20 protein-coding genes are annotated in these 23,022 nt (G+C 72.1%); 11 read left to right on the plus strand and 9 right to left on the minus strand.

Translation table 11 applies throughout. From position 1 onward, the window contains the following. Nucleotides 1-211 precede the first annotated feature (211 nt). The 3 genes from ACTWP8_RS25420 to ACTWP8_RS25430 are packed head-to-tail and all read left to right on the plus strand — an operon-like array spanning nt 212 to nt 4,340. Nucleotides 212-625 (plus strand): hypothetical protein, encoded by a 414-nt coding sequence (locus tag ACTWP8_RS25420; protein ID WP_443324447.1) that lies wholly within the window; start codon nt 212-214, stop codon nt 623-625. Next, nucleotides 622-1,557 (plus strand): caspase family protein, encoded by a 936-nt coding sequence (locus ACTWP8_RS25425; protein ID WP_443324448.1) that lies wholly within the window; start codon nt 622-624, stop codon nt 1,555-1,557. The genes ACTWP8_RS25420 and ACTWP8_RS25425 overlap by 4 nt, the downstream gene beginning before the upstream one ends. Then, nucleotides 1,494-4,340, plus strand: coding sequence for a DEAD/DEAH box helicase (locus ACTWP8_RS25430; protein ID WP_443324449.1), 2,847 nt, complete (start codon nt 1,494-1,496; stop codon nt 4,338-4,340). Before ACTWP8_RS25425 ends, ACTWP8_RS25430 begins: the two co-directional genes overlap by 64 nt. Before the next feature lie 71 nt (nt 4,341-4,411). Here ACTWP8_RS25430 and ACTWP8_RS25435 read toward each other — a convergent pair whose 3' ends face one another. The 3 genes from ACTWP8_RS25435 to ACTWP8_RS25445 all read right to left on the minus strand — a co-directional run bounded on the left by ACTWP8_RS25435 (nt 4,412) and on the right by ACTWP8_RS25445 (nt 6,747). After that, on the minus strand, nt 4,412-5,347 hold the full coding sequence (locus tag ACTWP8_RS25435) for a nitroreductase/quinone reductase family protein (protein WP_443324450.1): 936 nt from the start codon (nt 5,345-5,347) through the stop codon (nt 4,412-4,414). A 398-nt stretch (nt 5,348-5,745) separates the two neighbouring features. After that, nucleotides 5,746-6,069 (minus strand): DUF6233 domain-containing protein, encoded by a 324-nt coding sequence (locus ACTWP8_RS25440; RefSeq protein ID WP_443324451.1) that lies wholly within the window; start codon nt 6,067-6,069, stop codon nt 5,746-5,748. A gap of 63 nt (nt 6,070-6,132) precedes the next feature. Next, nucleotides 6,133-6,747: a hypothetical protein gene (locus ACTWP8_RS25445; RefSeq protein WP_443324452.1), complete on the minus strand. Its 615-nt coding sequence runs from the start codon at nt 6,745-6,747 to the stop codon at nt 6,133-6,135. A gap of 250 nt (nt 6,748-6,997) precedes the next feature. On the opposite strand from ACTWP8_RS25445, the gene ACTWP8_RS25450 reads away from it, so the two are divergent. Beyond that, nucleotides 6,998-7,933, plus strand: coding sequence for a siderophore-interacting protein (locus ACTWP8_RS25450; protein WP_443324453.1), 936 nt, complete (start codon nt 6,998-7,000; stop codon nt 7,931-7,933). Between the two features lie 21 nt (nt 7,934-7,954). Here ACTWP8_RS25450 and ACTWP8_RS25455 read toward each other — a convergent pair whose 3' ends face one another. From ACTWP8_RS25455 to ACTWP8_RS25465, 3 genes are all read right to left on the minus strand, one after another. Beyond that, entirely contained in the window at nt 7,955-11,353 is a 3,399-nt protein-coding gene (locus tag ACTWP8_RS25455) for an AfsR/SARP family transcriptional regulator (RefSeq protein ID WP_443324454.1), read from the minus strand. A gap of 69 nt (nt 11,354-11,422) precedes the next feature. Next, the gene (locus ACTWP8_RS25460; RefSeq protein WP_443324455.1) at nt 11,423-12,673 is read right to left on the minus strand and encodes an RNA polymerase sigma factor; all 1,251 of its coding nucleotides are present in this window, start codon (nt 12,671-12,673) and stop codon (nt 11,423-11,425) included. A 40-nt stretch (nt 12,674-12,713) separates the two neighbouring features. Next, nucleotides 12,714-13,127 carry a YciI family protein gene (locus tag ACTWP8_RS25465; protein WP_443324456.1) on the minus strand — a complete coding sequence of 138 codons (414 nt, stop codon included), beginning with the start codon at nt 13,125-13,127 and terminating at the stop codon, nt 12,714-12,716. Between the two features lie 281 nt (nt 13,128-13,408). Here ACTWP8_RS25465 and ACTWP8_RS25470 point away from each other — a divergent pair, with 281 nt between their 5' ends. Further along, a complete protein-coding gene (locus ACTWP8_RS25470; RefSeq protein ID WP_443324457.1) occupies nt 13,409-14,719 on the plus strand; it encodes a putative glycolipid-binding domain-containing protein in 1,311 nt (436 codons plus the stop codon). 202 nt (nt 14,720-14,921) lie between these two features. Here ACTWP8_RS25470 and ACTWP8_RS25475 read toward each other — a convergent pair whose 3' ends face one another. Next, nucleotides 14,922-15,962, minus strand: a complete 1,041-nt coding sequence (locus tag ACTWP8_RS25475) for a family 2 encapsulin nanocompartment cargo protein polyprenyl transferase (RefSeq protein ID WP_443324458.1) — start codon at nt 15,960-15,962, stop codon at nt 14,922-14,924. Between the two features lie 321 nt (nt 15,963-16,283). Here ACTWP8_RS25475 and ACTWP8_RS25480 point away from each other — a divergent pair, with 321 nt between their 5' ends. Together ACTWP8_RS25480 and ACTWP8_RS25485 are read left to right on the plus strand one after the other, a co-directional pair. After that, nucleotides 16,284-16,526 carry a hypothetical protein gene (locus tag ACTWP8_RS25480; protein WP_443318358.1) on the plus strand — a complete coding sequence of 81 codons (243 nt, stop codon included), beginning with the start codon at nt 16,284-16,286 and terminating at the stop codon, nt 16,524-16,526. Nucleotides 16,527-16,758: 232 nt separating this feature from the next. Beyond that, entirely contained in the window at nt 16,759-17,634 is an 876-nt protein-coding gene (locus ACTWP8_RS25485; RefSeq protein ID WP_443324508.1) for a 1-aminocyclopropane-1-carboxylate deaminase/D-cysteine desulfhydrase, read from the plus strand. Between the two features lie 112 nt (nt 17,635-17,746). Here the strand turns inward: ACTWP8_RS25485 and ACTWP8_RS25490 are convergent, their stop codons facing one another. Next, nucleotides 17,747-19,336 carry a Na+/H+ antiporter gene (locus tag ACTWP8_RS25490; protein ID WP_443324459.1) on the minus strand — a complete coding sequence of 530 codons (1,590 nt, stop codon included), beginning with the start codon at nt 19,334-19,336 and terminating at the stop codon, nt 17,747-17,749. Nucleotides 19,337-19,430: 94 nt separating this feature from the next. Here ACTWP8_RS25490 and ACTWP8_RS25495 point away from each other — a divergent pair, with 94 nt between their 5' ends. The 3 genes from ACTWP8_RS25495 to ACTWP8_RS25505 all read left to right on the plus strand — a co-directional run bounded on the left by ACTWP8_RS25495 (nt 19,431) and on the right by ACTWP8_RS25505 (nt 21,305). After that, complete coding sequence (locus tag ACTWP8_RS25495; protein ID WP_443324460.1) at nt 19,431-19,691, plus strand: UBP-type zinc finger domain-containing protein; 261 nt, start codon at nt 19,431-19,433, stop codon at nt 19,689-19,691. 241 nt (nt 19,692-19,932) lie between these two features. After that, nucleotides 19,933-20,346: a hypothetical protein gene (locus ACTWP8_RS25500; protein WP_055471204.1), complete on the plus strand. Its 414-nt coding sequence runs from the start codon at nt 19,933-19,935 to the stop codon at nt 20,344-20,346. A 29-nt stretch (nt 20,347-20,375) separates the two neighbouring features. Next, on the plus strand, nt 20,376-21,305 hold the full coding sequence (locus tag ACTWP8_RS25505; protein WP_443318361.1) for an RNA polymerase sigma factor SigF: 930 nt from the start codon (nt 20,376-20,378) through the stop codon (nt 21,303-21,305). Between the two features lie 170 nt (nt 21,306-21,475). Here the strand turns inward: ACTWP8_RS25505 and ACTWP8_RS25510 are convergent, their stop codons facing one another. Further along, nucleotides 21,476-21,910: a hypothetical protein gene (locus ACTWP8_RS25510; RefSeq protein ID WP_443324461.1), complete on the minus strand. Its 435-nt coding sequence runs from the start codon at nt 21,908-21,910 to the stop codon at nt 21,476-21,478. Nucleotides 21,911-22,026: 116 nt separating this feature from the next. Here ACTWP8_RS25510 and ACTWP8_RS25515 point away from each other — a divergent pair, with 116 nt between their 5' ends. Next, nucleotides 22,027-22,995: a diacylglycerol/lipid kinase family protein gene (locus tag ACTWP8_RS25515; protein ID WP_443324462.1), complete on the plus strand. Its 969-nt coding sequence runs from the start codon at nt 22,027-22,029 to the stop codon at nt 22,993-22,995. Nucleotides 22,996-23,022 lie beyond the last annotated feature (27 nt).

Raw genomic sequence — 23,022 nt, forward strand, 5'->3', positions numbered from 1 at the left:
GAAATCCGTAAGGAATCACGATGCGGAGACCCGTGCGCGTCTGCGCCCTTGTGTGCGCCCCGCGTACCGGCGTTAGCGTCCGGCCCTTGCCGTACCACTGAGCGTGATTCGGGGGCCCAATGGTGAGGGACGCAGCGGAAGTACTGAAGGACCTGTCGAAGCCGTGGAACGTACAGGTTCACTCATCCTCCGCCCAACTGAGGAGCGGCGCATGAAGAACGGGGGGCGCCGGTGGCAGCTTGTTGTTCCAGCCGGTGGCGACGCACTACGGCAAGAACGGCTGACGCGAGACCTACATTTCGCGCTGGGGAACGCAGACGGGCTCGCCGTCGGGTTCGTCGATGGCGACGAGTCCGTCGAGGCCGGTCACAAAGGCGCCGGTGTGGGAGATGTGGCGCTATGGGCGGCCGCAGTCGCAGCCTCCCGCCCGATTTCCCAGATCCTGATCACGCTGATCACGGAATGGTGTGGCAAGGAACGGCACCGCAAGGTCGAGCTCACCTACGAAGAAAACTCCGTCACGATCACAGGTCGGCCGGACGCGGCTCAGGAGCGAATGGTCCGCGACTTCCTGGACAAGGTGAGCGGCGACGTGAACGGCAGTGCGGGAGGCGACGCCTCGTGACCCGGCTGATCCGTCGCAGGGCCCTGCTGATCGGCAACGACCGGTACGACGACGGTCGCTTCAGCGCTCTGCCGTCCACTCAGGCGGACATCTGGGAACTGCGCCAGGTCCTGGAGCACCGCAACATCGGCGCCTTCGCCTCGGTCATGCCCCTGACCGACCTCACCGCCGACGACATGCGGCAGGCCATCAGCGAGTTCCTCGAGAGCTGTGACCAGGACGAGTTGGCCCTGGTGTACGTATCCGGGCACGGAACCCGACTGGTCCAGTCCGGCGGAGAGTTCTCTTTCATCGCCACGGACACGGACTTCGACCGGATCGCGGAGACCGGAGTGAGCGCCGGCTTCGTCAACGAGCAACTGGAGCAGTGCTGGGCCCCGCAGAAGGTCATGATGATCGACTGCTGCCGTAGCGGCGGATTCGCCGTGGGGCTGCGCACCTCCGACCGGCAAGCCGCGTCGGTGGCGAAGTCCGGCGAGGAGTCCCTGCTGACCAGCCGTGGCGTCTACGTACTGTCCTCCTCACGGGCCGGTGAGGACTCCTACGCCGACACCGTGAGCACCGCCGAGGTGAAGCCGTCCGCCTTCACGACCGAGGTGATCGAGGCGCTGCGGACGGGGAAGGTGGGCAAGGACGGCAGCGGCGAAGTATCGGTGGACGATCTGTTCCACTACGTCAACCGGCGTATGCGGGCCCAGGGCGGCCGTCAGGTGCCGGTGAAGTCCGCGCACGGCGTCGACGACCGCATCGTCCTCGCCAGCTGCCCGCTCGGCAGCGCCCCGCTCCTCGTGCCGCTGAGCCGTAGGCCGGCGGCACAGCCAGAGGGTCCAGCGCGTCCCCAGCCCAAGGCGGCGCTGCCCCAGCCCACATGGAACGATCTCCTGACTACTACCGGGAGTGCGTTCTGTCGGACGACACCGAGACGCCACTGATGTCGGTCGGCGATCACGACACGTCGTACGTCTGCCTCTCCGGCTCGGAGCGCTTCTTGGCCGGTGACGTGGACGATGACGGCTGCACGGCTCTCCCCGCGGAGGCAGCCTCGCTCGTCGAGTCGGCGGCGGAGCGCGATGCCGAACTCTGGGCGGGCTATCCCGCCGTGGTCCTCAACGGACCGCGCGGTGGGCGCCCCTGGCGCCACCCGAAGTTCGCTCCGCTGCTGGTGCGCCGCGTCGAGATCGTCCACCAGGACGGCCAGGTGCGTCTGAAGCCGTACGGTCCCGTCCAGCCGCATCCTCGTCTGGCCCGGGACTGGCTGGGTGAAGAAGAAGCCGCCCAGCTTGCCGACACGTACCAGCCCACCTGGCATCGCGGGCAGCACGATCGCATGGCCGTCGAGGTACGCAACCTTCTCACGCAGGAATTCGAGTTGCCGTGCGTGCAAGAGCCACGCCCCGATCAGCTTGACGACCACATCGATGTACGTACGCCCGGCCACGGAGCTCGCAACGCCGCCGTCCTCTTCCTGGCGCTTCCCGACACCAACTTCACGAAGAAGCTGATCGACGACTTCGACGCCATCGCAAGACTCACGACCCGCATACCTTCGACGGCACTCGCCGCCCTCTCCCCCGATCAGGCAGAGCGGACGCAGGCTCTCGCGCACTCGGAATCGGCGCCCGCACGTCTTGTGACGCCTCTGCCCTGCAACGAGGCTCAGGCCGCGGTCCTCAACTCCGCGATGACGCACCGCCTCACCGTGGCGACCGGGCCACCGGGCACTGGAAAGAGCCAGCTCGTGGCCAACCTCGTTGCCACCGCGGTGGCCGGCGGCCAATCCGTGCTCGTGGCGTCCACCAACAACGAGGCCGTGGACGAGGTCTGGCGTCGTTGCGAGAAGCTAGTCCCCGGCACCGTGGTGCGCACCGGCTCCGCCCGGGCGAAGGCGATGGACTACACGCAGACCGAGGCCACCGCCCTCCACGCGCTGCGCGCCATGGCGATTCCCGCACGCACCGTGGCCACGGTGGCCATGGATGCGGAGGTGGCAAGCGGCCGGCTGTCACGCGTGCGGCAGGACCTCGCTCGTGCAGCAGCACTCGAGAAGGAACTGCGCCGCGCAGGCGAGGCCCGGGAGGAACACGCCCATCAGCTCGGCATGCCGACGGCCGAACTGGTCAGCCTCCTGGCGGAGGTGACGGACCTGGATCAGGTGATGCACAAGGCGAAACGCCTCGCCCGCGCGCGCATCCTCGGCAGACAGCGGCGCAACCGCCTGCTGCGCCGAGTCGGCCTTGGCACCTACAACGGTGGCTCCGCCGAGGGCTGTATCGCGCTTGCCGACTTCGCGGCCGCGGAGGCGAACTGGCGCCGCAGACACGGGCAGGCAGCGGATGTGCAGGATGACGAACTGGCTGCGGCGCTGAACATGGCGGAGCAGGCCGTCCAGACCAGCTCGCGTGCCCTCCTGGAGACCACAGTCCAGACCAATGCCCGCAGAGGACGTCAACCCATCCTCGGCCTGCTGAGTGCGCGGGACAGTGGCCGCAGCGACTGGCCAGCAGTGAAAGCGGCCCTGCCCGCGGTGCCCGCCTGGGCCGTGACCAGCCTCTCGGCGCGACGATTCCCACCCGAGCCCGCACTCTTCGACCTGGTCATCATCGACGAGGCCAGCCAGTGCGCCATCCCGCACGTCCTGCCTCTGCTCTTCCGGGCGCGACGCGCCCTGGTCATCGGCGATGCCATGCAGCTGCCGCACATCGCGAAGATAGGCCCGGAGCGCGAGGCCCTCATCCGGCGCACGGCCGGGCTGCGTTCCGACTGGCAGGAAAAGCAGCGCCTCGCGTACCGGCGGCACTCCGCCTTCCACGCTGCCGAACGCTCCGCGGGAGGCACCCTGCTCCTCAACGAGCACTTCCGCTGCCACCCGGACATCGCGGCCGTCTCCAACGAGCTTTTCTACGACGGCGGGTTGACCGTCCTCACCGACACCCGGGACCGGCCGTCCCTACCTCGTCCCCCGATCTTCTGGTCGCATGTGGCAGGAAGGGCCGCTCGCCCTCACTACGGGAGCTCATGGGTCAACGGCGACGAGATCAGCCAGGTGGAACGCTTCGTACGGGACCTGCTGGAGCACTTGCCGGCCGAAGCCACCATCGGCGTGGTCACCCCCTTCAAGGGCCAGGCCGAAGAGCTGCGCAGCCAGTTGCGCCGATACGACCAGGAACGGCTGCGCGTCGGCACGGTGCACACCTTCCAGGGCGGTGAGCGCGACGTCATGGTGTTCTCTCTCGTCGCCGGTGCAGGGATGTACCCCGGCGCAATCGGCTGGGTCGACCGCCAGCTCAACCTCTGGAACGTCGCCATCACCCGAGCCCGCAGCCACCTCATCGTGGTGGGAGACGCGGACCTCTGGAGAAAAAGGGGCGGTGTCGCCGCGACCCTGTTGGAGGCTGCCGGTGACATCGTTCCTCGTGCCGGCGAGGGCGAGACGGACGAGCTGTTGAAACGCCTCTACCAAGAGCTGTCCAAACAACCGGGTACCAGCGTCGCGCTCGGAGAAAAGATCAATGGGCACCCCGCCGATGCGATCATGAGAAAGGCCGAGGACGCTCCGACTGCCGTGTTGTTCGACTCTGGTCCGAGCGACGACAGCAACGCGGCACGACACCTACGGCTCATGCTGCACCGCAAGAAGCTTCTGGACGGCGGCAAGCACGCAGGCACCGCCATGCGCTATCCGGCCTGGAAGCTGTACGAAGACAAAGCGGGCTGAGCGTGCGAGAGAGGTGGCAGCGGAGTCGTGGTCGCCCAGGTCCAGGCAGACGTGCGCGGACAGATTGCGCTTCAGACCGCGTCGGGTGCCGGTGGGGCCGGGGGCAGGGGGATCTCGGACAGGACGGGGAGGAGGGACTCCTCCTCGTAGTCGAGGTGGGCTCGCAGTTCCTCCGACATACGGTCCAGCTCGGTGCGGAACCGCTGGGGGTCGGCAGCGTTGATGTCGGCCAGCAGGGCGAGTAGTTCGCCCTGGATGCGCGCGACCGTCCGGTGTTCGGCGTCGAGCCGGTCGAGGGCGTCGGCGAGGTGGGGGTACTGGCTCGCGAGTGCGGGGAAAACGTGGGCGTCCTCGCTGGTGTGGTGGAACTCCAGGGACTGGCAGAACGCCAGGCAGTGCTGCCGGAGTTGCAGGCCCAGGCCCAGTGTTGGCGGTTCGCCGGGGCCCCGGTGGGCCGCCCGCGCGGCGAAGACGGCGTCGGCCTCCTCGCGTACATGCCGCAACTGCGAGCGCAGCCAGGTGTGGACCTCCAGGAGCTTGTCGGCGAGGCTGGCGGCCTCGCGGACCTCACGGCGGCCCTCCCCCGCCTCGGGCTCGGAGCGCTCCAGGACCACGACCGGCAGGGTTCGGGTGGTGCGGGACTGGTAGTCGGCGTATCCGGGCTCCGCGCTCACCACGCGCGCGAACAGCCCGTCGCGCCACGCGCCTTCGGCGGGGACCGCGACCGCCTCGAACACCTCGGTGCCGATCTCCACACGTACGAGGGGATGGGCGAGCAGGTTGTGGTACCAGGCGGGATGACGGGGCGCGCCGCCGGCGGATGCGACGACCAGCAGCAGGTCGCCGTCGCGAACGTAGCCGAGGGGAACGGTGTGCTCCTGCCCCGACTTCGCGCCGGTGGTGGTCAGCAGAAGGAGGTCGCCGCCCTCGAAGGGACCACCGACCTTTCCTCCGTTGGCTCGGAACTCCTCGATGATCGGTTGGTTGAAGGATGTGGGCGTGGGCATGCGGTGTCGGGTCTCCAGAGAAAGTGTGGGGAGGTGCGGGGATCCGCGGACGGTTCGCCGGGACACGGGCACACGGCAGCCGTCTGCAGCATGGCGTACTTGGGGGGCGTACTGACGTCACACCCGGCGGTGCCAGGCATCCGGGCACCGCGGGAACAAGGGGCTACGCGCGGAACAAGGGACCTCGCGCGGCGGCACTTACGTCAGTCGCGGCCTGTGGAATACGAACCCATGGCATCGTCCCTTCGCGAAGGGTGCCCGCCCAACTGCCAACCGGCCCACTGCTCTTTGGTCGGCGTCACGCGACACGCCCATCATTACAACCACCCGGTGGCCGCCTGTCAACGCGGAAGATCCTCCCGGTCCTCCGCCTCCGGGGCGGAGGACCGACGTCTTCGTCAGGCCGGATCCGGGCGTATGCCGCGGCGCAATAACTCGCCCATGCACAGGTCGCACGGGGCGATCCGCGGGTCCCGGAGGGCCTTCGTCGCCTGGTCGGCGTTGAGCGTCGGCTCTCCCTCCCTCCAGCAGCCGCGGCGGTGGATGGTGCCGCGTCGCGTTACGCCGGGCCGGGTCCGCTCCCAGATGACCCACCACTCCACGTCGGTCCGGCCCCCGCGCTTCTCGGCCTTCACGATGGCGGCCTCGACGGCGGCGAGCTGGAGCCGGAGGTACGTCTCGAGGACGCGGAGGCGCGGCAGGTCGGGCGGCAATTCGTGCACGTGTTCGAGTCTAGGGGTCGGGTCTCCTGCTGAACGGACCGGCTCAACGGAGCGGCCGAAGGGTCACGCGCGCCGGGGCGCCGTCGCCAGCAGGGCGAAACCGAGGGCGAATGCCAGCATCGTGAGCACGCCGCGGGGCCAGAAGATGTGGCTGTCGGTGAAGGACCAGCAGGCGATGAGGAGCAGCACCGCGCCGGGCAGGACGCGTGCCCCATGCCGTAGGAACAGCGCGACGGACGCGGCGAGTACGGCGACGCCGAGGGCGTAGGCGCCGGCGTGACCGAGGGCGTCGCCGGTGCGGAAGAGGGGGTGCACGACGGTGCCGGGGTGCACGCCCGCGTGCCCGCGGACCGTTCCTGCGGCGATCCCGGCCACCGCGTCCAGACCGGTGTAGAAGACCGCGTAGCCGAAGGCGCCGACCCACGCGACGACGGTGGCAGCACCGGCGGCGTCACGGCCCGGCCGCCCCCACAGCGGCACCACCACGCCCAGCGCCAGCAGAGGAAACAGCGGCAGCAGCCAGATGTGCAGACCGGCCCAGTGGCCGGCGGTGGACCGGGTGAGCGCGTCCGGGTGCCCCAGCCCGGCCCCGGCCAGCAGCAGGGGCGGAGCGCTGACGAGGACGATGTCGCGGAGGACGATGGTGCGGAGGGCGGGGCCCAGCTCGCTGGTGGGCATGCCCGCGAGCGTAGAGGAGCGATACGGCCCGGCAGGGCGGGAACGACCCGCGTAAGCGAACCGTAAGACATGCGGCCCGCCTGCACGCGCGTGTAGGCGGGCTGTCGGTCGCGTATAGGGGGCCGCTGCGAGGGTCGTTGGGGCGGTGCGGGCCCGGCCCCGGGCCGGATGGCCGTGCCCAGCGGTCGGCCGCGTGGCCGCACCAGTACAGCTGCCAACCCCTATACGCATCCTTCAGGAGGTTCGTTCTATGGAGCAGCCGCTGCCCGTACGGCTCATCCAGGTCACCGAGGTCAAGCGGGTCACGCCGCGCATGGCCCGCATCACTTTCGGCGGAGACGATCTCGCGGATTTCGGCCTCGACGGCCCCGACCAGCAGGTGAAGTTGTACTTTCCCAAGCCGGGCCAGGCCGTGCCCCGCCTTCCCGAGGCGGGGACGGATGGCGACGTCATGCGGTGGTACGAGGCGTTCAGCGCGATCCCCGAGGACGAGCGGCCCTGGATGCGCAGCTATACGATCCGCGCGCACCACCCACAGCACCGCACCATCGACATCGATTTCGTCCTGCACCGCGACGCGGGCGGGGGCCCGGCGACGCGGTGGGCGGGGGCCGCCGCGGCCGGGGACACGCTAGGGATGTTCGGGCCGTCGGCGATGTTCGCCAGGCCCATCCCTCTCGGCACGACCGACTGGCTGCTGCTGGCCGGGGACGAGGCTGCGCTGCCCGCCATGAGCACGCTGATCGAGGCCCTGCCCGAGGGCGCTCGCGCGGTGGCCTGGATCGAGGTCGCCGACGCGGCCGAGGAGCAGCGGTTCGAGACGGCGGGCGAGTTGACCGTCCACTGGCTGCACCGCGGCACGGACCCGGCCGGGCAGGGCCACACGCACAACCAGTCGCTCGGCCACGCACACAGTCAAGCGCACAGGCACGCACACGGCCAGGCGCTCGTCGAAGCCGTGCGCGCAGCGGAGTTCCCGTCCGGGTCCGGTTCGGTGTTCGCCTGGCTCGCCGGTGAGGCGGGCACGGTACGCGCGCTGCGGCGGCACATGGTCAACGACCGCGGCATCGACAAGAGGTCCATCGACTTCACCGGGTACTGGCGGCTCAAGCTCACCCAGGACGACGCCCCGACCCCGGACGATCTCGCCGACGCACGGGAACTCCTGGCGCGCGCCCGGCAGTAACCGGGAACTCGTCACGAGCCCTCAGACCAGGGCGGCGGCTTCCTTCACCGTGAGGCCGCCGCCCTCCGCGTACGCACGCTCGTACGCCGCCGCCTCCAGCACCCCGCGCACCGCACCCTCCGCCCGCCGCCGGATCTCGGCCTCGTCCGGAAACGGACGGAGACCGAAGCCCCCGGTCAGGGCGTTACGGTCGTACGCGCCCAGCAGCCGCGCCCCGTCCTCCGCCCCGCCCAGATGCGCCTTGGCCCAGGCCGCGCCCAGGAACTGGTCGGTGACGAGCCGCGGCGCCACCAGATAGGCCAGGCTCTCAAAACGCCGCACCGCCTCCCGGATGTGCCCCTCGGCCTGCCCGTACTCCCCGTCCAGGCAGTCCAGCCAGCCGCGCAGCCCCGCCGCCACGCCGCCGAAGAACGCCGGTGTGCCGGGCGGGAACGCCCGCTCCGTCTCGTCCAGTTGCTCCCGCGCCCGCCCCGTACGCCCCGTGCGCCCGTAGTGCTGGATGAGCAGCAGCCCGGCCGTGCTGATGGTCTCCCCGCCGAACCGGCGCGACTCCGCCACCGCCTCGAGCAGCAGGCGCTCGGCGCGCTCCCGGGCCCCGGTGCCGACGGCGGTGCGCAGCCGTACGTCCGCAAGCCGGGCCTTGAACACCGGGACCTGGAGGCGGGCGCCGATCCGCGCGGAACCCTCCATCGCCCGCTCGAAGTCGGCGGCGGCCTCCTCGTACCTCCCGCGCCGCTCGTACGCCTCCCCGCGCGCGGACAGCGACTCGGCGATCCCCCACGGGTCCCCGGCGCGCTCGAACAGCTCCAGCGCCTGGTCGGCGTCGCGCGCGGCGCGGTCCAGCGCATCGGGGCGGTGGCGCAGTTTGGCGCGCATCAGCAGCGTGAAGCCCAGTTCCCAGCCGTGGTCAGGCCCCAGCTCCCGGCAGTCGCGCACGACGGCGTCCAAGGTCTCCTCGAGACTGGCGAACTCGCCCGTCATCAGCCGGGCGAAGTACCACACGGAGCCCGGCTGCCGGCAGGTCTGCGGCTGTCCCTGCCGGTACGCGGTCACGATCCGGCCCAGATACGCCTGGGCCTCGGGCTTCGCCAGGTCGGCGGCGTCGTCCTCGGTGCTGCCTGCGCGGATCATCAGCCGTACTCCCCGCCTGGCCTCCCACAGCTGCTCATCGGACCAGGGCGGCGGAGCGTCCGTGCACCGGTCGCGCAGGGGTACGGCCGCCTGTACCGGCTCGTCGAAGGGGTCGGGTGCCAGCGTGGCGACAGCGGCCGACCAGATACCGGCGTCCACATGGTGGCCCAGCAGCTGCCAGAACCAGCTCATGGACAGCACAAGACAGAGCGCGTCCTGCTCCTCCCGCAGGTCAACTGCCGTGCGCAGCGCGGTCCGTAGGTTGTCGTGCTCCGCCTCGAACCGCTCCAGCCACTCCACCTGCCGCGGTCCGCGCAGCTCCCCTTCACCGGTCCGGGCCAGCTCCCGGTAGGCGGTCAGATGGCGCCGCTCGACGGCCTCCCGCTCACCGGACGCGGCCAGCCGCTCGCCCGCGTACTCGGCGACGGTCTCCAGCAGCCGGTAGCGCATCCCGCCTCGCCCGTCCGGAGCGGCGACGACCAGCGACTTGTCGACAAGGGAGCTGAGCGGCTCGACGACATCACCTGGAAGACCCGCATCCGCACACACCGCCTCCGCCTCGTCCAGTCGGCAGCCGCCCGAGAAGACCGCCAGCCGCCGCAGGACGGCCCGCTCGCCCTCCTCCAGCAGGTCCCAGGACCAGTCCACCACCGCCCGCAGCGTCTGCTGCCGGGGCAGTACGGTCCTGCTTCCGCTGCTCAGCAGCCGGAAGCGGTCGTCCAGCCGGTCCGCGATCTGCCGTGGCGTGAGCGCCCGCAGCCGGGCCGCGGCCAGTTCGACGGCGAGCGGCAGCCCGTCGAGCCTGCGGCAGATCTCGGCGCACGCCGACGGGTCCTCGTCCGTGCGGAATCCGGGCCGCGCGGCCCGGCCGCGGTCGGCGAGCAGCCGCAGCGCCGTCTCCTGCGGCAGCGGGCCCACGGGCCGTACGGACTCGCCGGGCACGCCCAGCGGCTCCCGGCTGGTGGCCAGTACGGTCACCCCGGGGCAGGAGGTGAGGACGGTTTCCGCCAACTCGGCCGCGGCGCCGATCACATGCTCGCAGTTGTCCAGCACCACCAGCATCCGCCGCTGCCCGCAGTGCTCCACCAGCTGCGCGAGGGGATCCCGGGCCCGGGCCGCCCGGGCCGCAGCCGGCTCGGCCGCGCTCAGCTCCTGCGCCGCGCTCCGCACCCCGGTCGTACGCGCCCCGAGCGCCGTCAGCACCGCCTCCGGCACCGTCCCCGGATCCCGTACGGGCGCCAGTTCGGCCAGCCATACGCCGTCCGGCCACGCCCCGCCGGCAGCCGCCTCGGCCGCGGCCTCCGCCGCCTCCAGCGACAGCCGGGTCTTGCCTGCGCCGCCGGGGCCGGTCAGGGTGACCAGCGGCTGCCCCCTCAACTGCTCGGTCAGCTCCGCCAGTTCCGTCTCCCGCCCCACGAAGGAGGTGAGCCGGGCGCGAAGGTTGCCGGGCGGGTGCGCCCCGTCCCCTCCCGGGCGTTCCGGGGACGCGGGCCCCGGCGGAGGTCCGGCTGCGAAGCCCCCGGGCCCGGAAAGGGCTGGGGCCGGGGAGAGCAACTCCGCGTGCAGCGCGCGCAGTTCGGGCCCCGGATCGGCGCCCAGCCGGTCGGCCAGCCGAACCCGCACCTCCTCGTACGCCTGCAGCGCCTCGGCCTGCCGCCCCGCTGCCCGCAGCGCACGGATCCGCAGCGCCTGCAGCGGCTCGTCCAGGGGATGCCCCGCGGTCAGCGCCGCCAGCTCGGCCAGCGCACCCTCCGCCCGGCCCGCCGCCACCTCCGCTGCCAGCCGGAACCTGCGCGCCTCCGCATACCGCCGCTCGGCCCGTACGGTCAGCGGCTCACCGTCCCGGCCCGGCAGGTCCGCCAGCACCGGCCCGCGCCACAGCGCCAGCGCCTCGTCCAGCACCGCGGCCGCCTTCTCGGCCTCGCCCTCGTCCAGCGCGGCGGAGCCCTCCGCCGCCAGCCGCTCGAAGCGGAAGAGGTCGATCTCGTCCCGCTCCGCGGCCAGCCGGTAGCCCGCGGTCCCGGGCGCCGAGACCACGGTCTCCTTGCCCAGCGCTCGTCGCAGCCGCCCGACGAGCGCCTGGAGCGCGGCCGTCTCATCGGCGGGCGGTGCCTCGTCCTCGCCCCACACCTGGGCGGCCAGCTGTCCCGTCGGCACCGCCCGGCCGCCGCCCGCGGCCAGCGCGGCCAGCAGGGCCCGCAGCCGTGCCCCGGCGAGCGGCACCTCGGTGCCGTCGGGGCGGAGCACTTGCGTGGCGCCGAGTACGCGATAGCGGTAGCGGTGGATCACCCGCCCATTGTCCCCGCGCCGACGGCGCGGGCCTTCCCGCCCGCCCTCACCGAAAAGGGCGGCGGGGCCTCAGACCAGCCGGGCGGCGCGGCCCTGGAGGTAGCGGCGCTCCGGGATGCTCAGCGTCAGTCGGGCCGCCTTCCCGTACGCGGTCCTGGCCGCCTCCGTGTCACCGGCCATCTCCAGGAGGTGGGCGCGGACCGCCTCGAGGCGGTGGTGTCCCGCCAACCGGTCGTCGGTGTCGAGGGATTCGAGCATCGCGAGACCGGCCCGCGGGCCCCGTACCATCGCGACCGCGACGGCGTGGTTGAGCGTGACCATGGGCCCTGGCGAGAGGCGCTCCAGCAGCTCGTACAGCGCGAGGATCTCCCCCCAGTCGGTGTCCTCGGCACGTGCGGCCTCGTCGTGGACCGCGGCGATGGCCGCCTGCAGCTGGTACGGGCCGACGGACTCGCCGCGGGACGACAGCGCGTCGGTGACGAGCTCGACTCCCTCGGCGACCGACTCCCGGTTCCAGAGGGACCGGTCCTGCTCGGCGAGCGGGACGAGGGAGCCGTCGGGCGCCGCGCGCGCCGGACGGCGGGCATCGGTGAGCAGCATGAGGGCGAGCAGCCCCGCCACCTCGCCCTCGTGCGGCAGCAGGCGGCGCACGGCGCGGGTGAGCCGGATCGCCTCCGCGGCCAGGTCGGTGCGCTGCAGGCTGGTGCCGGATGTGGCGGTGTAGCCCTCGTTGAATATCAGGTAGAGCACGTGCAGTACGGCGGCGAGCCGCCGCGCCCGCTCCCCCGGCTCCTCCGGCTGCCTGAAGTGGCTGCCCGTCGCCTTGATGCGCTGCTTCGCCCGGCTGATGCGCTGGGCCATCGTCGCCTCGGGGACGAGGAAGGCGTGGGCGATCTCGGCTGTGCTCAGACCGCCGACCGCGCGCAGGGTGAGCGCGATCCGGGAGGCCTGGCTGAGCGCGGGATGGCAGCACAGGAACAGCAGCGTGAGGGTGTCCTCCTCGGACGGCGCCCGGGCCTCGCCGGGCGGCGGAGCCACGAACTCGTCCGGCGGCGTCAGCGCCGCGGCCGTCTCCTCGCGGCGGCGGCGTGACTGCTCGGCGCGCAGCAGGTCGGTCAGGCGGCGGGAGGCCACTTTGATCAGCCAGCCCCGGGGATTGCCGGGCACGCCCTCATCCGGCCACTGCACGGCGGCCGCGAGCAACGCCTCCTGTAGGGCGTCCTCGGCGGCGTCGAAGTGCCCGTAGCGCCGTACGAGCGCGCCGAGGACCTGCGGCGCCAGGCGTCGCAGCAGGTCCTCGGCTCCCTTGTCACCGGTCACGTCCCTGGTCCTTGTCACGTCTCCCGTCGCTTGTCCCCGGTCACATCTCGCACCCGCCCGGCCCCTGGATCGGGTGCACGATCACCGGATAGTTCGGGGCACCTTCCGGCAGGGGGCAGGCGTACGCCCGGGCGGCGATCTCGGTGGCCCGGTCGGGGTTCTCGACGTCGATCACCCAGTACCCGGCCAGGACTTCCTTGCTCTCCCCGTACGGCCCGTCCGTCACGACCGGCCGGCCGTCCTTGTCCGCGGTGACGAGCTTGGCCTGGGACGGCTCCGCCAGCCCCTGGGCGTCGACCAGTTCGCCCGCCTCGGCGAGATCGTTGTTGATCGCCCCCATGTGCTCGAACATCGCCTTGAGATCGGACGGCGTCCAGGCGGGCCCGTCCGTCCGCTTGCCGCTCATGGCGTCGTAGTCGGACTGCTTTCCGAGAACCATCAGCAGGTACTTCATGTCGTGTCTCCTCAGGTGCCGGATAGTGCGGCTGGTGGCGGCGCCCCCTTCGGGCACCTCTCGCATGAGACGTCGGAGCCGGGGGCCCGTCCTCGACATCCGGCCGGCAGAAATTCCGAAGGAAATTCCGGCGGGAGATTTCCGCGGGACATTCCCGGAGCCGGGCGATCTCTCGCGCAGAACGTACCCAACCGGCCACTTCCCGCCACCGGAGCCACACCCCGTCCGTGCCGGTCCGGTGAGAGCATCGATCTTGTGGCGTGCGGAGACGGAGGGCATCGATGACCGGTCAAGCACAGGGGGTGACCTGGCGGGTCACCGGGAGCCGCGGCTTCGAGACGGCATGGGTCGAGGTCTCCGGAACCGTCCTGCGGGCCCGCGGCCGCGTCCTCGGCACCCTGCCGGAGCCGTACTGGATGACGTACGAGCTGGAGACCGGCGAGGACTATGTGACGCGCCGGCTGCTCGTCACGGCCGAGGACGCTTCCGGTGACTCCCGCAGCCTCGACCTGCGGCGCGGCGACGACGGGCAGTGGACCGCCAACGGGCAGCCGCTGCCGGAGGTGGCGGGCGCCGACGACTGCGACCTCGGCCTCTCCCCGCTGACCAACACCATGCCCGTGCTGCGGCACCGGCTGCACGAAGGGGCCGGGGCGGGGACGGGGGCAGAGGCGGAGGCGGGGGCCGAGGCGGGGGCTGCCGCCGAGGGCGGGCCCGGGCAGCAGGACTTCCTGATGGCCTGGGTCTCGGTCCCGGACCTGACCGTGCAGCCCTCGCGCCAGACCTATACGTACCTCGGCCCGGCGGAGCACGGCGCGCGGGTGCGGTTCACCTCGGGCGACTTCCGCAGCGACCTCGAGTTCGACCGCGACGGGCTGGTCGTCACGTATCCCGGCCTCGCCTTCCGGCTGCGCAGCCCGGACCAGGACCTGGCCGCTGAGCAGCGGCGGCAGTGGCAGGAGACGTACGAGGAGCGCCCGGACCTGTACGGGCCGCAACCCTCCGAGCCAGCGGTCCACGCCGCGGTGATGTTCCGCAAGGCGGGCGCCCGTACGGTCCTTGAGCTGGGCGCCGGGCACGGCCGCGACGCGGTGTACCTGGCGCGCGCCGGATTCGAGGTCACCGCCACGGACTTCAGCGCCACCGCGCTCGCGCGGCTGCGCGAGCACGCGGAGGCGGAGGGCGCGGCCGAGCGCGTGCACACGATCGAGCATGACGCACGGGACCCGCTGCCGCTGCCGGACGAGAGCGTGGACGGGGTCTACGCCCACATGCTGCTGTGCATGGCCCTGTCGACCGAGGAGATTCGTGCCCTTGTCGATGAAGTGATGCGCGTGCTGCGCCCGGGCGGAGTCTTCGTCTACACGGTCCGGCACACCGGCGACGCGCACTACGGGGTGGGCACGTCGCACGGCGACGGCATCTACGAACACGGCGGTTTCGCCGTCCACTTCTTCGACCGCGAGCTGGTCGACGCCCTCGCGGAGGGCTGGGAGCTGCGCGAGGTGCACGCTTTCGAGGAGGGCACCCTGCCACGGCGGCTGTGGCGGATCACCCAGACCAGACAGCCGGGGCCCGCCGTGGCCCCCTGAGCACAGCCCCGGCCGGTTGTGGGCATGCGTTCCGCGGGGCGGTGGGGGGTGCCCCCATGCCGCTCAGCTATGGGGGAGGGTGGGCACGACCCGACCACCGGCCCGCACCCGCGCACGAAACGGAAACCTCGGGGAAAGGCTGGCGCGCCGTCGCCGGATGCGGCTGCGGGTGGGCAACGGGCCCCACCCGCGGCGGCGCCACTCAGCGGGTGCGGCGCGTGACGAACTCCGCGAGCGCCAGCAGCTCCCCGGCCTGGGCGAGGTCGGGCACCGCCCGGGCCAAGTGATCCATCGCGCCCGCCATCCGCACGCACGCCTCCCCCTGCGCCCAGTCCCGCCCGCCCGCGCGCTCGACCTCCTCAGCCGCCTGCCGCAGCTCGGCACCGTCCAGCGGGCCGGCCGCCGCGTATATTCCCGCGAGCTCGGCCGCGCCCGGCCTGCCGGAGGTCAGCGCGGCGACGACCGGGAGCGACTTCTTACGGGCCGACAGGTCGGCGCCGGCCGGCTTGCCGGTGGTCGCCGGGTCACCCCAGATCCCGATCAGATCGTCGATGAGCTGGAAGGCGAGCCCGGCCTGCCGGCCGAAGTCGTCCATCGCGTCGGCGGCGGCCCCGCCCGCCCCCGCGTAGAGCGTGCCGAGTGCGCAGGCGCAGCCGAGCAGGGCCCCCGTCTTGGCCTCCGCCATGGCCAGGCTCTCTTCGAGCCCGACGTCCGCCCGGTGCTCGAACGCGCAGTCGGCGTGCTGCCCGTCGCACAGCTCCACGACGCACGCCGCGAGCCGGCCCGCGGCCTCGGTGCCCGCGGGATGCGGGTCCTCGGCCAGGGTCCGCAGGGCCAGCGAGTGCAGCGCGTCCCCCGCGAGGATCGCGTCCGCGACCCCGAACACCGCCCAGGCGGTGGGCCGGTGGCGGCGCGTGGCGTCGCGGTCGATGACGTCGTCGTGGAGCAGCGTGAAGTTGTGCACCAGCTCCACGGCGGCCGCGGCCCGCACGGCCTGCTCGGGCCGCCCGCCCAGCGCCCGCGTCGCGGCCAGCACCAGCGCCGGGCGGATGGCCTTGCCCGCGTCCCCCGCGGTCGGTGAACCTTCGGCGTCCTGCCAGCCGAAGTGGTACGCGGCCACCCGCCGCATCGAGCCGGGCAGCGAATCGACCGCGGCGCGCAGCACCGGGTCCACGGCTCCGCGCGACCGCGCGAGAAGATCCGCGGCGTCCCGCGGCTCCCGGCATCGTGCATACGTGTCCATGGTCCCCACCCCTCCCTCGCCAACGCAGGTCTCCCACCTGCCCATTCATCGTGGCAGCGGGCTCTTCGGCGGGCCATTACTCAAAGGAGTGGGAATAGGTCACGCCGGGTCGGGGAGACCCGCGATCCCGGCCCTCCCCCTGCACGGCGTACGAGGAGAGGCGCGATATCCGGTCTCGGTTAGGCTGAGAACGACCTTTTGGCCGTGAATTCATGCATTCCGGGCGGAAGCGAGGGAACCCGTCCCGGATCGGAGCCGTTGTGCGGACTGAGGGACCGGAACCACCTCCGTCCCGGCCGCACCGATGAGCAGGAGGCAGCAATGGCAGGGTTCCTGGACCGCGCCAAGGAGCAAGCGCAGCGCGGGCTCGAGCAGGGCAGGCACAAGCTCGACGAGGTGCAGGCGCAGCGGGCCGGAGGCGACCTGCTGAAGAAGCTGGGCGCGGCCTACTACGCGCAGCAGCACGGCACCGGCTCTCCCGAAGCCACCCAGAAGGCCATGGCCGCGGTGGAGAGCCACGCCTCGTCGCACGGCGACTCCTTCATGCGCGGCGAGCGCAGCTGATCATGCGCCACTGACCCGCCGCTGACCGCGGGTCGCGAAGGACCGCGGTCGATCGGGGCGGACCGCGGCCGGTCACAGCCGACCGCGCGCAGCACCGCGCGTGCCCCCGCCGACCAGCCGGCTCATGTACACACGTGACAATGATGAGGTGAGCATCCCCGCCCGCGCTCCCGCTCCCCTCCAGGGCCGCGACTTCGATCCCGCCCTCGGCCACGCCCTCGATCTCGACCGGCTGGAACCGCGGCTGCCGTCGCCGCTGCAGCCGGTCGAGGACGAGCGGTTCGCCCGGCGGGGCGTCGGGCTCCTCCTCAAGCGGGACGACCTCATCCACCCGGAGCTGCCGGGCAACAAGTGGCGCAAACTCGCGCCGAACCTGCGCGCCGCAGCCGAGCAGGGCCGCACCACCCTCCTCACCTTCGGCGGCGCCTACTCCAACCACCTGCGGGCCACCGCCGCCGCCGGGCGGCTGCTCGGCTTCTCGACGATCGGCGTCGTACGGGGCGGGGAGCTGGCCGACCGCCCGCTCAACCCCTCTCTGGCGCGCTGCGCCGCGGACGGCATGCGGCTCACCTTCCTCGACCGCGATACGTACCGCCGGAAGGCTGAGCCCGAGGTGCCGGCCGCGCTGCGTGAGCGGTTCGGCGACTTCTTCCTGATACCCGAGGGCGGCAGCAACGCCCTGGCGGCCCGCGGCTGCGCCGAGCTCGGGCGCGAGCTGCGCGGCGCCGCCGACACCGTGGCCGTGGCCTGCGGCACCGGCGGCACCCTGGCGGGGCTCGCCACGGGACTCGCCCCGGAGCAGACGGCCATCGGCTTCCCGGTCGTCAAAGGCGGCTTTCTCGACAAGGAGACCGAGCGCCTCCAGCGTGCGGCGTTCGGCGCGCGGACCGGCCACTGGCGGCTCGACGACCGCTTCCACTGCGGCGGATACGCCAGGACGACCCCCGAACTGCACGCGTTCGCCGAGGACTTCGAGGACCGCCACGGCCTGCCCGTGGAGCGCCTCTACGTCGCCAAACTGCTGCTCGGGCTCACCACCCTCGCCGAGGAAGGCGCCTTCGCGCCCGGCACAACGGTCGCCGCCGTCGTCACCGGCACCCCGTCGTAACCGGCACCCCACCCTGACCCGACCGTCGCCCTGACAAGGCCCCGCCGCGACCAGCCCCCACCGTGGCCAGCCCCCCGTCCGTGCCCCGGCCATCGCCGTGAAACCGGACCCCTCACTCGGTGGCGTCCTCCCGGTAGAACGCCGCCGCCTCCTCCAGATCCAGCCTGCGCAGCAGCACGCGCAGCATCTCGTCGTCGATCCGCCGCTCGTCCCGCAGCCTCACGAACACGTCCCGCTCGGTGGCGATCACCTCCCGCGCCATCCGCCGGTACGTCGCGTCCGCCGATTCCCCCGTCACCTCGCTGACCGTGCCCAGCCGCTCCCAGACCGCGTTCCTGCGCCGCTCCAGCACGGCCCGCAGCCGGTCGGCCAAGGGCTGCGGCAGCGCGTTCCCCGGGTCGGCGAGCAGTTCCTCGAGCCGCTGCTCCGCGGCGCGCGACGCCTCGCTCTGCGCCTGGGCCTCCGCCAGCGTCTCCCGGTACAGGTCGCGCCCCGGCAGGCCCAGCAGCCGGATCAGCGGCGGGAGTGTGAGCCCCTGCACCACCAGCGTTCCGATCACGGTGGTGAAGGTCAGGAACAGCAAGAGGTTCCGCGCCGGGAAGGGATCCCCGCCGTGCACGGTCATCGGGACGGCGAAGGCGATCGCGAGCGAGACCACCCCGCGCATCCCGGCCCAGGACACCACGAAGGTGTACCGCCACGGCGGACGGCTCCCCGGGCTGCGCAGCCCGGGGAGATATGTCGTCGTGTAGACCCAGACGAAGCGCCCGGCCACGACCGCCGCGAACACCACGGTCGCGTACGTCGCCGCCTCCCCCGCCTCGTACTCCCCCAGACCCTGCAGCACGACCCGCAGCTGCAGCCCGATGAGCGCGAAGACCGCCGACTCCAGGATGAAGGCGACCATCCGCCACACCGCCGCCTCCTGGAGCCTTGTCTCGAAGTCGACCTGCCAGGAGCGGTGCCCGAGGTAGAGGCCGACGACCACGACCGCGAGCACGCCGGAGGCGTGCACCGCCTCCGCGGCCGAGTACGCCACGAACGGGACGAGCAGCGACAGCGTGTTCAGCAGCAACGGCTCCCGCAGCCGGGTCCGCAGCCAGTTCAGCGGCCCCATCAGCACCAGGCCGACGCCCACCCCGCCCACGGCCGCGACCGCGAACTCTCCGAGCCCGCCCGCCCAGGTCGCCCCCTCCCCCACCGCCGCGGCCAGCGCGACCTTGTAGGCGGTGATCGCGGTCGCGTCGTTGAACAGCGACTCGCCCTTCAGAATCGTCGTGATCTTGGCGGGCAGCCCGATCCGGCGTGCGACGGCGGTGGCGGCCACCGCGTCCGGCGGGGCGACGACCGCGCCCAGCACCAGCGCGGCGGTCAGCGGGAGGTCCGGCACCACCGCGTACGCGACCCAGCCGACGACGCCCATCGCGAACAGCACGTAGCCGACCGAGAGCAGCAGCACGGGGCGCGCATGGGCCCGCAGCCCGAGATACGAGCTGTCCAGCGCCGCCAGGTGCAGCAGCGGGGGCAGCACCAGAGGCAGCACGACGTCCGGATCGAGGGTGTACTCCGGCACGCCCGGCACGAAGCTCGCGGCGAGACCGGCGGCCACCACCAGCAGCGGGGCGGGCACCAGCGTGCGGCGGGCCGCGCCCGCGACAGCCGCGCTGACCGCGACCATCAGCAGCAGAGGAATCGCGTCCATCTATGCCGTTCCGTCCCCGTCCGTCACTGCCCGCCACCGTCCGCTCTCGCCGGGCCACCGCGTTCCACTCCCGGGCGATCTAACCTTGGCAATCATGAGCGAGTGCACTCATGTTCCCGGACTGCCGCGCCCCGAACCCCCGGCGGTGGGCGACACATGCCTGGGCTGCCAGGCCGCCGGCAGCGCCTACGTTCACCTGCGTCTGTGCCTGCAGTGCGGTCACGTGGGATGCTGTGACTCATCGCCGGAGCGGCACGCTTCGCGGCACTTCGAGGACACTGGACACCCGGTGATGCGTTCGTTCGAGCCGGGCGAGAGCTGGCGCTGGTGCTTCGCGGACCAGACGATTGTCTGATCTCGTCCGCCGCCCCAACCGGGCGCGCATCTCTTCGAATTGGGTCCGCCGACCCCTAGCCACTGTCCGTACCCGCAGACTTACAATGAGTGACGCTCCCCGGTCCGCGGGACCTCTGCCCGCGGATCGCGATAGCGTCGCAGCCGAACCATGTGCCGCGTCGGCCCGCCCCCGCCTCCGAGCGGGGCGCGAGACGGCGTTCATACCAGCTCAACGAGCTTGTGCCACCTTGGAGGTGAGGGTGTCCCAGATCGCAGGCGAGCCCGGGACCCAGGACTTCGTGGAAGTCCGGCTGCCCGCTGCGGGTGCCTACCTTTCGGTGCTGCGTACGGCCACGGCCGGTCTAGCAGCGCGCTTGGACTTCACCCTCGACGAGATCGAGGATCTGCGCATCGCGGTCGACGAGGCGTGCGCGATCCTGCTTCAGCAAGCGGTGCCAGGGTCCGTGCTGAGCTGCGTGTTCCGCCTGGTGGGCGACGCGCTGCGGGTGACCGTTTCGGCGCCGACCACCGACGGCAGGGCGCCCGAGCGTGACACCTTCGCCTGGACGGTGCTCTCGGCACTCGCCGGGGAGGTCGACTCGACGGTCGGGGAGGACCGGACGGTCAGCATCAGCCTGCACAAGAAGCGCGGCGCGGGCCCCGGCCAGCCGTGACGGACGGGACGGACGGGACGGGCAGGCCGATGCAGGACGAGAGGCGCATCTCGCGAGTGGTGCCCAAGACGGCCATTCCCGAGCAGCCGCAGGCAGAGCGGGCGGACCACATGGACCAGCACCAGCGCGAGCAGCGCGAGCACGAGCACCGCCGGCAGGAGCCGGAGCACGCTTACGAGCACGAGCACGGCCAGCTGCCGGATCCGCACGACCGCAGTGGCGCCCGGGCCATGTTCATCGAGCTGCGCAAGCTCCCCGACGGCTCGCCCGAGCGTGCCGAGCTGCGCAACCACCTGGTGCGGATGCACCTGCCGCTGGTGGAGCACCTGGCCCGCCGGTTCCGCAACCGCGGGGAGCCTCTGGACGACTTGACCCAGGTCGCCACGATCGGCCTGATCAAGTCGGTGGACCGGTTCGACCCGGAGCGCGGCGTGGAGTTCTCCACGTACGCGACCCCGACGGTCGTCGGCGAGATCAAGCGGCACTTCCGCGACAAGGGCTGGGCGGTGCGGGTGCCGCGCAGGCTGCAGGAACTGCGGCTCTCGCTGACCACCGCGACCGCCGAACTGTCCCAGCGGCACGGCCGCTCGCCGACGGTCCACGAGCTGGCCGAGCACCTGAGCATCTCCGAAGAGGAGGTGCTCGAGGGCCTGGAGTCCGCCAACGCGTACAGCACGCTCTCGCTCGACGTGCCGGACACGGACGACGAGTCCCCGGCCGTCGCCGACACCCTGGGCGCGGAGGACGACGCGCTGGAGGGCGTGGAGTACCGGGAGTCGCTCAAGCCGCTGCTGGAGGAGCTGCCGCCGCGGGAGAAAAAGATCCTGCTGCTCCGCTTCTTCGGGAACATGACGCAGTCGCAGATCGCGCAGGAGGTCGGCATCTCCCAGATGCACGTCTCCCGCCTCCTGGCCAGGACTCTCGCCCAGCTCCGCGACAGGCTGCTGGTGGAGGAGTAGCCACCGGCCCCGGCCAGAGCGGTAGCCCGCCGTGGCAGCGGCCAAGACTTTCCCGCCGCAACGGCGAGAACCCGTACGGTGCGGACCGGATGGGGGCACCTCCCAGTCCCAGCGGTAGCTGGGGGAGCCGAACCAACCGCAACCCAGCCCCGGAACCTGCCTGGACAGGCTTACGCGCGCGGGGCGATGCCGAGGGCCTCGGTCGCGGTGGGGTTGACGAGCAGGACCAGTACGGCGAGGGCGGCGGCGCCCAGCGCGATCCCGGCGGCGATCATCGCCCCGCCCGTACTGATCAGAGTCCAGGCGACCGGCACGGCCATGATCTGGACGATCAGCGCCGGCCCGCGGCTCCAGCGGCGCCGCAGCAGCAGCCCGCGCGCCGCGGCCAGCGGCAGTACGGCCAGCGCCAGCAGCGTGAGCCCGCCCATCTCGGCCTGCCGCGGGCTGTCCGGGTCGCCGATCAGCCCCATGACGAGCAGGTACGCGCCGAACGCGGCGATCGCCGCACCCTCCACGGCGGCCAGCGCGGCCGCGGCCGTGAGCCGTACCGGGCGGGGTCCGGCCGGCTCGGGGTCTTCGGTGGTCCTGGTCTGCTCGCTGCTCACCCCAGCAGCGTAGCCCGCGGCGGCCGCGATCTTTCCGGGGCCCGACAGGGCTCCGTACCAGCGGTGATCTTTCCCGGGGCTGGGCCGCGTACCGGGGGGTAGGTAGTCTGCTTCGCATGCGCGCGCTCCTTGTGGTCAATCCGGCAGCAACCACCACCAGTGCTCGCACTCGGGATGTCCTCATCCATGCGCTGGCGAGCGATCTGAAGCTGGAGGTCGTGACCACCGAGTACCGCGGTCACGCCCGGAACCTGGCGCGCCAGGCGGCCGAGGGCGGCGAGACCGAACTGGTCGTCGCGCTCGGCGGCGACGGAACCGTCAACGAGGTCGTCAACGGGCTGCTGCACAGCGGCCCCGCCCCCGACGCGCTGCCAGGACTCGGCGTCGTCCCGGGCGGCTCGACCAATGTCTTCGCCCGCGCCCTCGGGCTCCCGAACGACGCGGTCGAGGCGACCGGCGCCCTGCTGGACGCGCTGCACGAGCGCAGCGAGCGAACGATCGGTCTGGGCCTCGCGGCCGGTACGCCGGGCACCGAAGACGAAGGGGTGCCCGCCCGCTGGTTCACCTTCTGCGCCGGCTTCGGCTTCGACGCGGGCGTGGTGGGCCGGGTGGAACAGCAGCGCGAGCGCGGCAAGCGCTCGACCCACGCGCTCTACGTACGGCAGGTGATGCGGCAGTTCCTGGTCGAGCCGCACCGGCGGCAGGGCACGATCACCCTGGAGCGCCCGGGCGAGGACCCGGTCGAGGACTTGGTCCTGTCGATAGTCTGTAACACCGCCCCGTGGACCTACCTGGGCAATCGCCCGGTCTACGCGGCCCCGGCCGCCTCCTTCGACACGGCCCTCGACGTGCTCGGCCTCAGCAAGCTCTCCTCCGCCGCCGTGGCCCGCTATGCCACCCAGCTGCTCACCTCCTCGCCCGAGCGCGGGCCGCGCGGCAAGCACGCCCTGTCGCTGCACGACCTGACGGACTTCACCTTGCATTCCCAGGCGCCGCTCCCGTTTCAGATGGACGGTGACCACCTGGGACTGCGTAGGAGCGTGACGTTCACAGGCGTACGACGTGCACTGCGTGTGATTGTGTGAGCGGAAGAGGCAAAAGTCCTTCTACTC

Source organism: Streptomyces sp. 7N604, from assembly GCF_052245475.1.
Lineage (GTDB): Bacteria > Actinomycetota > Actinomycetes > Streptomycetales > Streptomycetaceae > Streptomyces.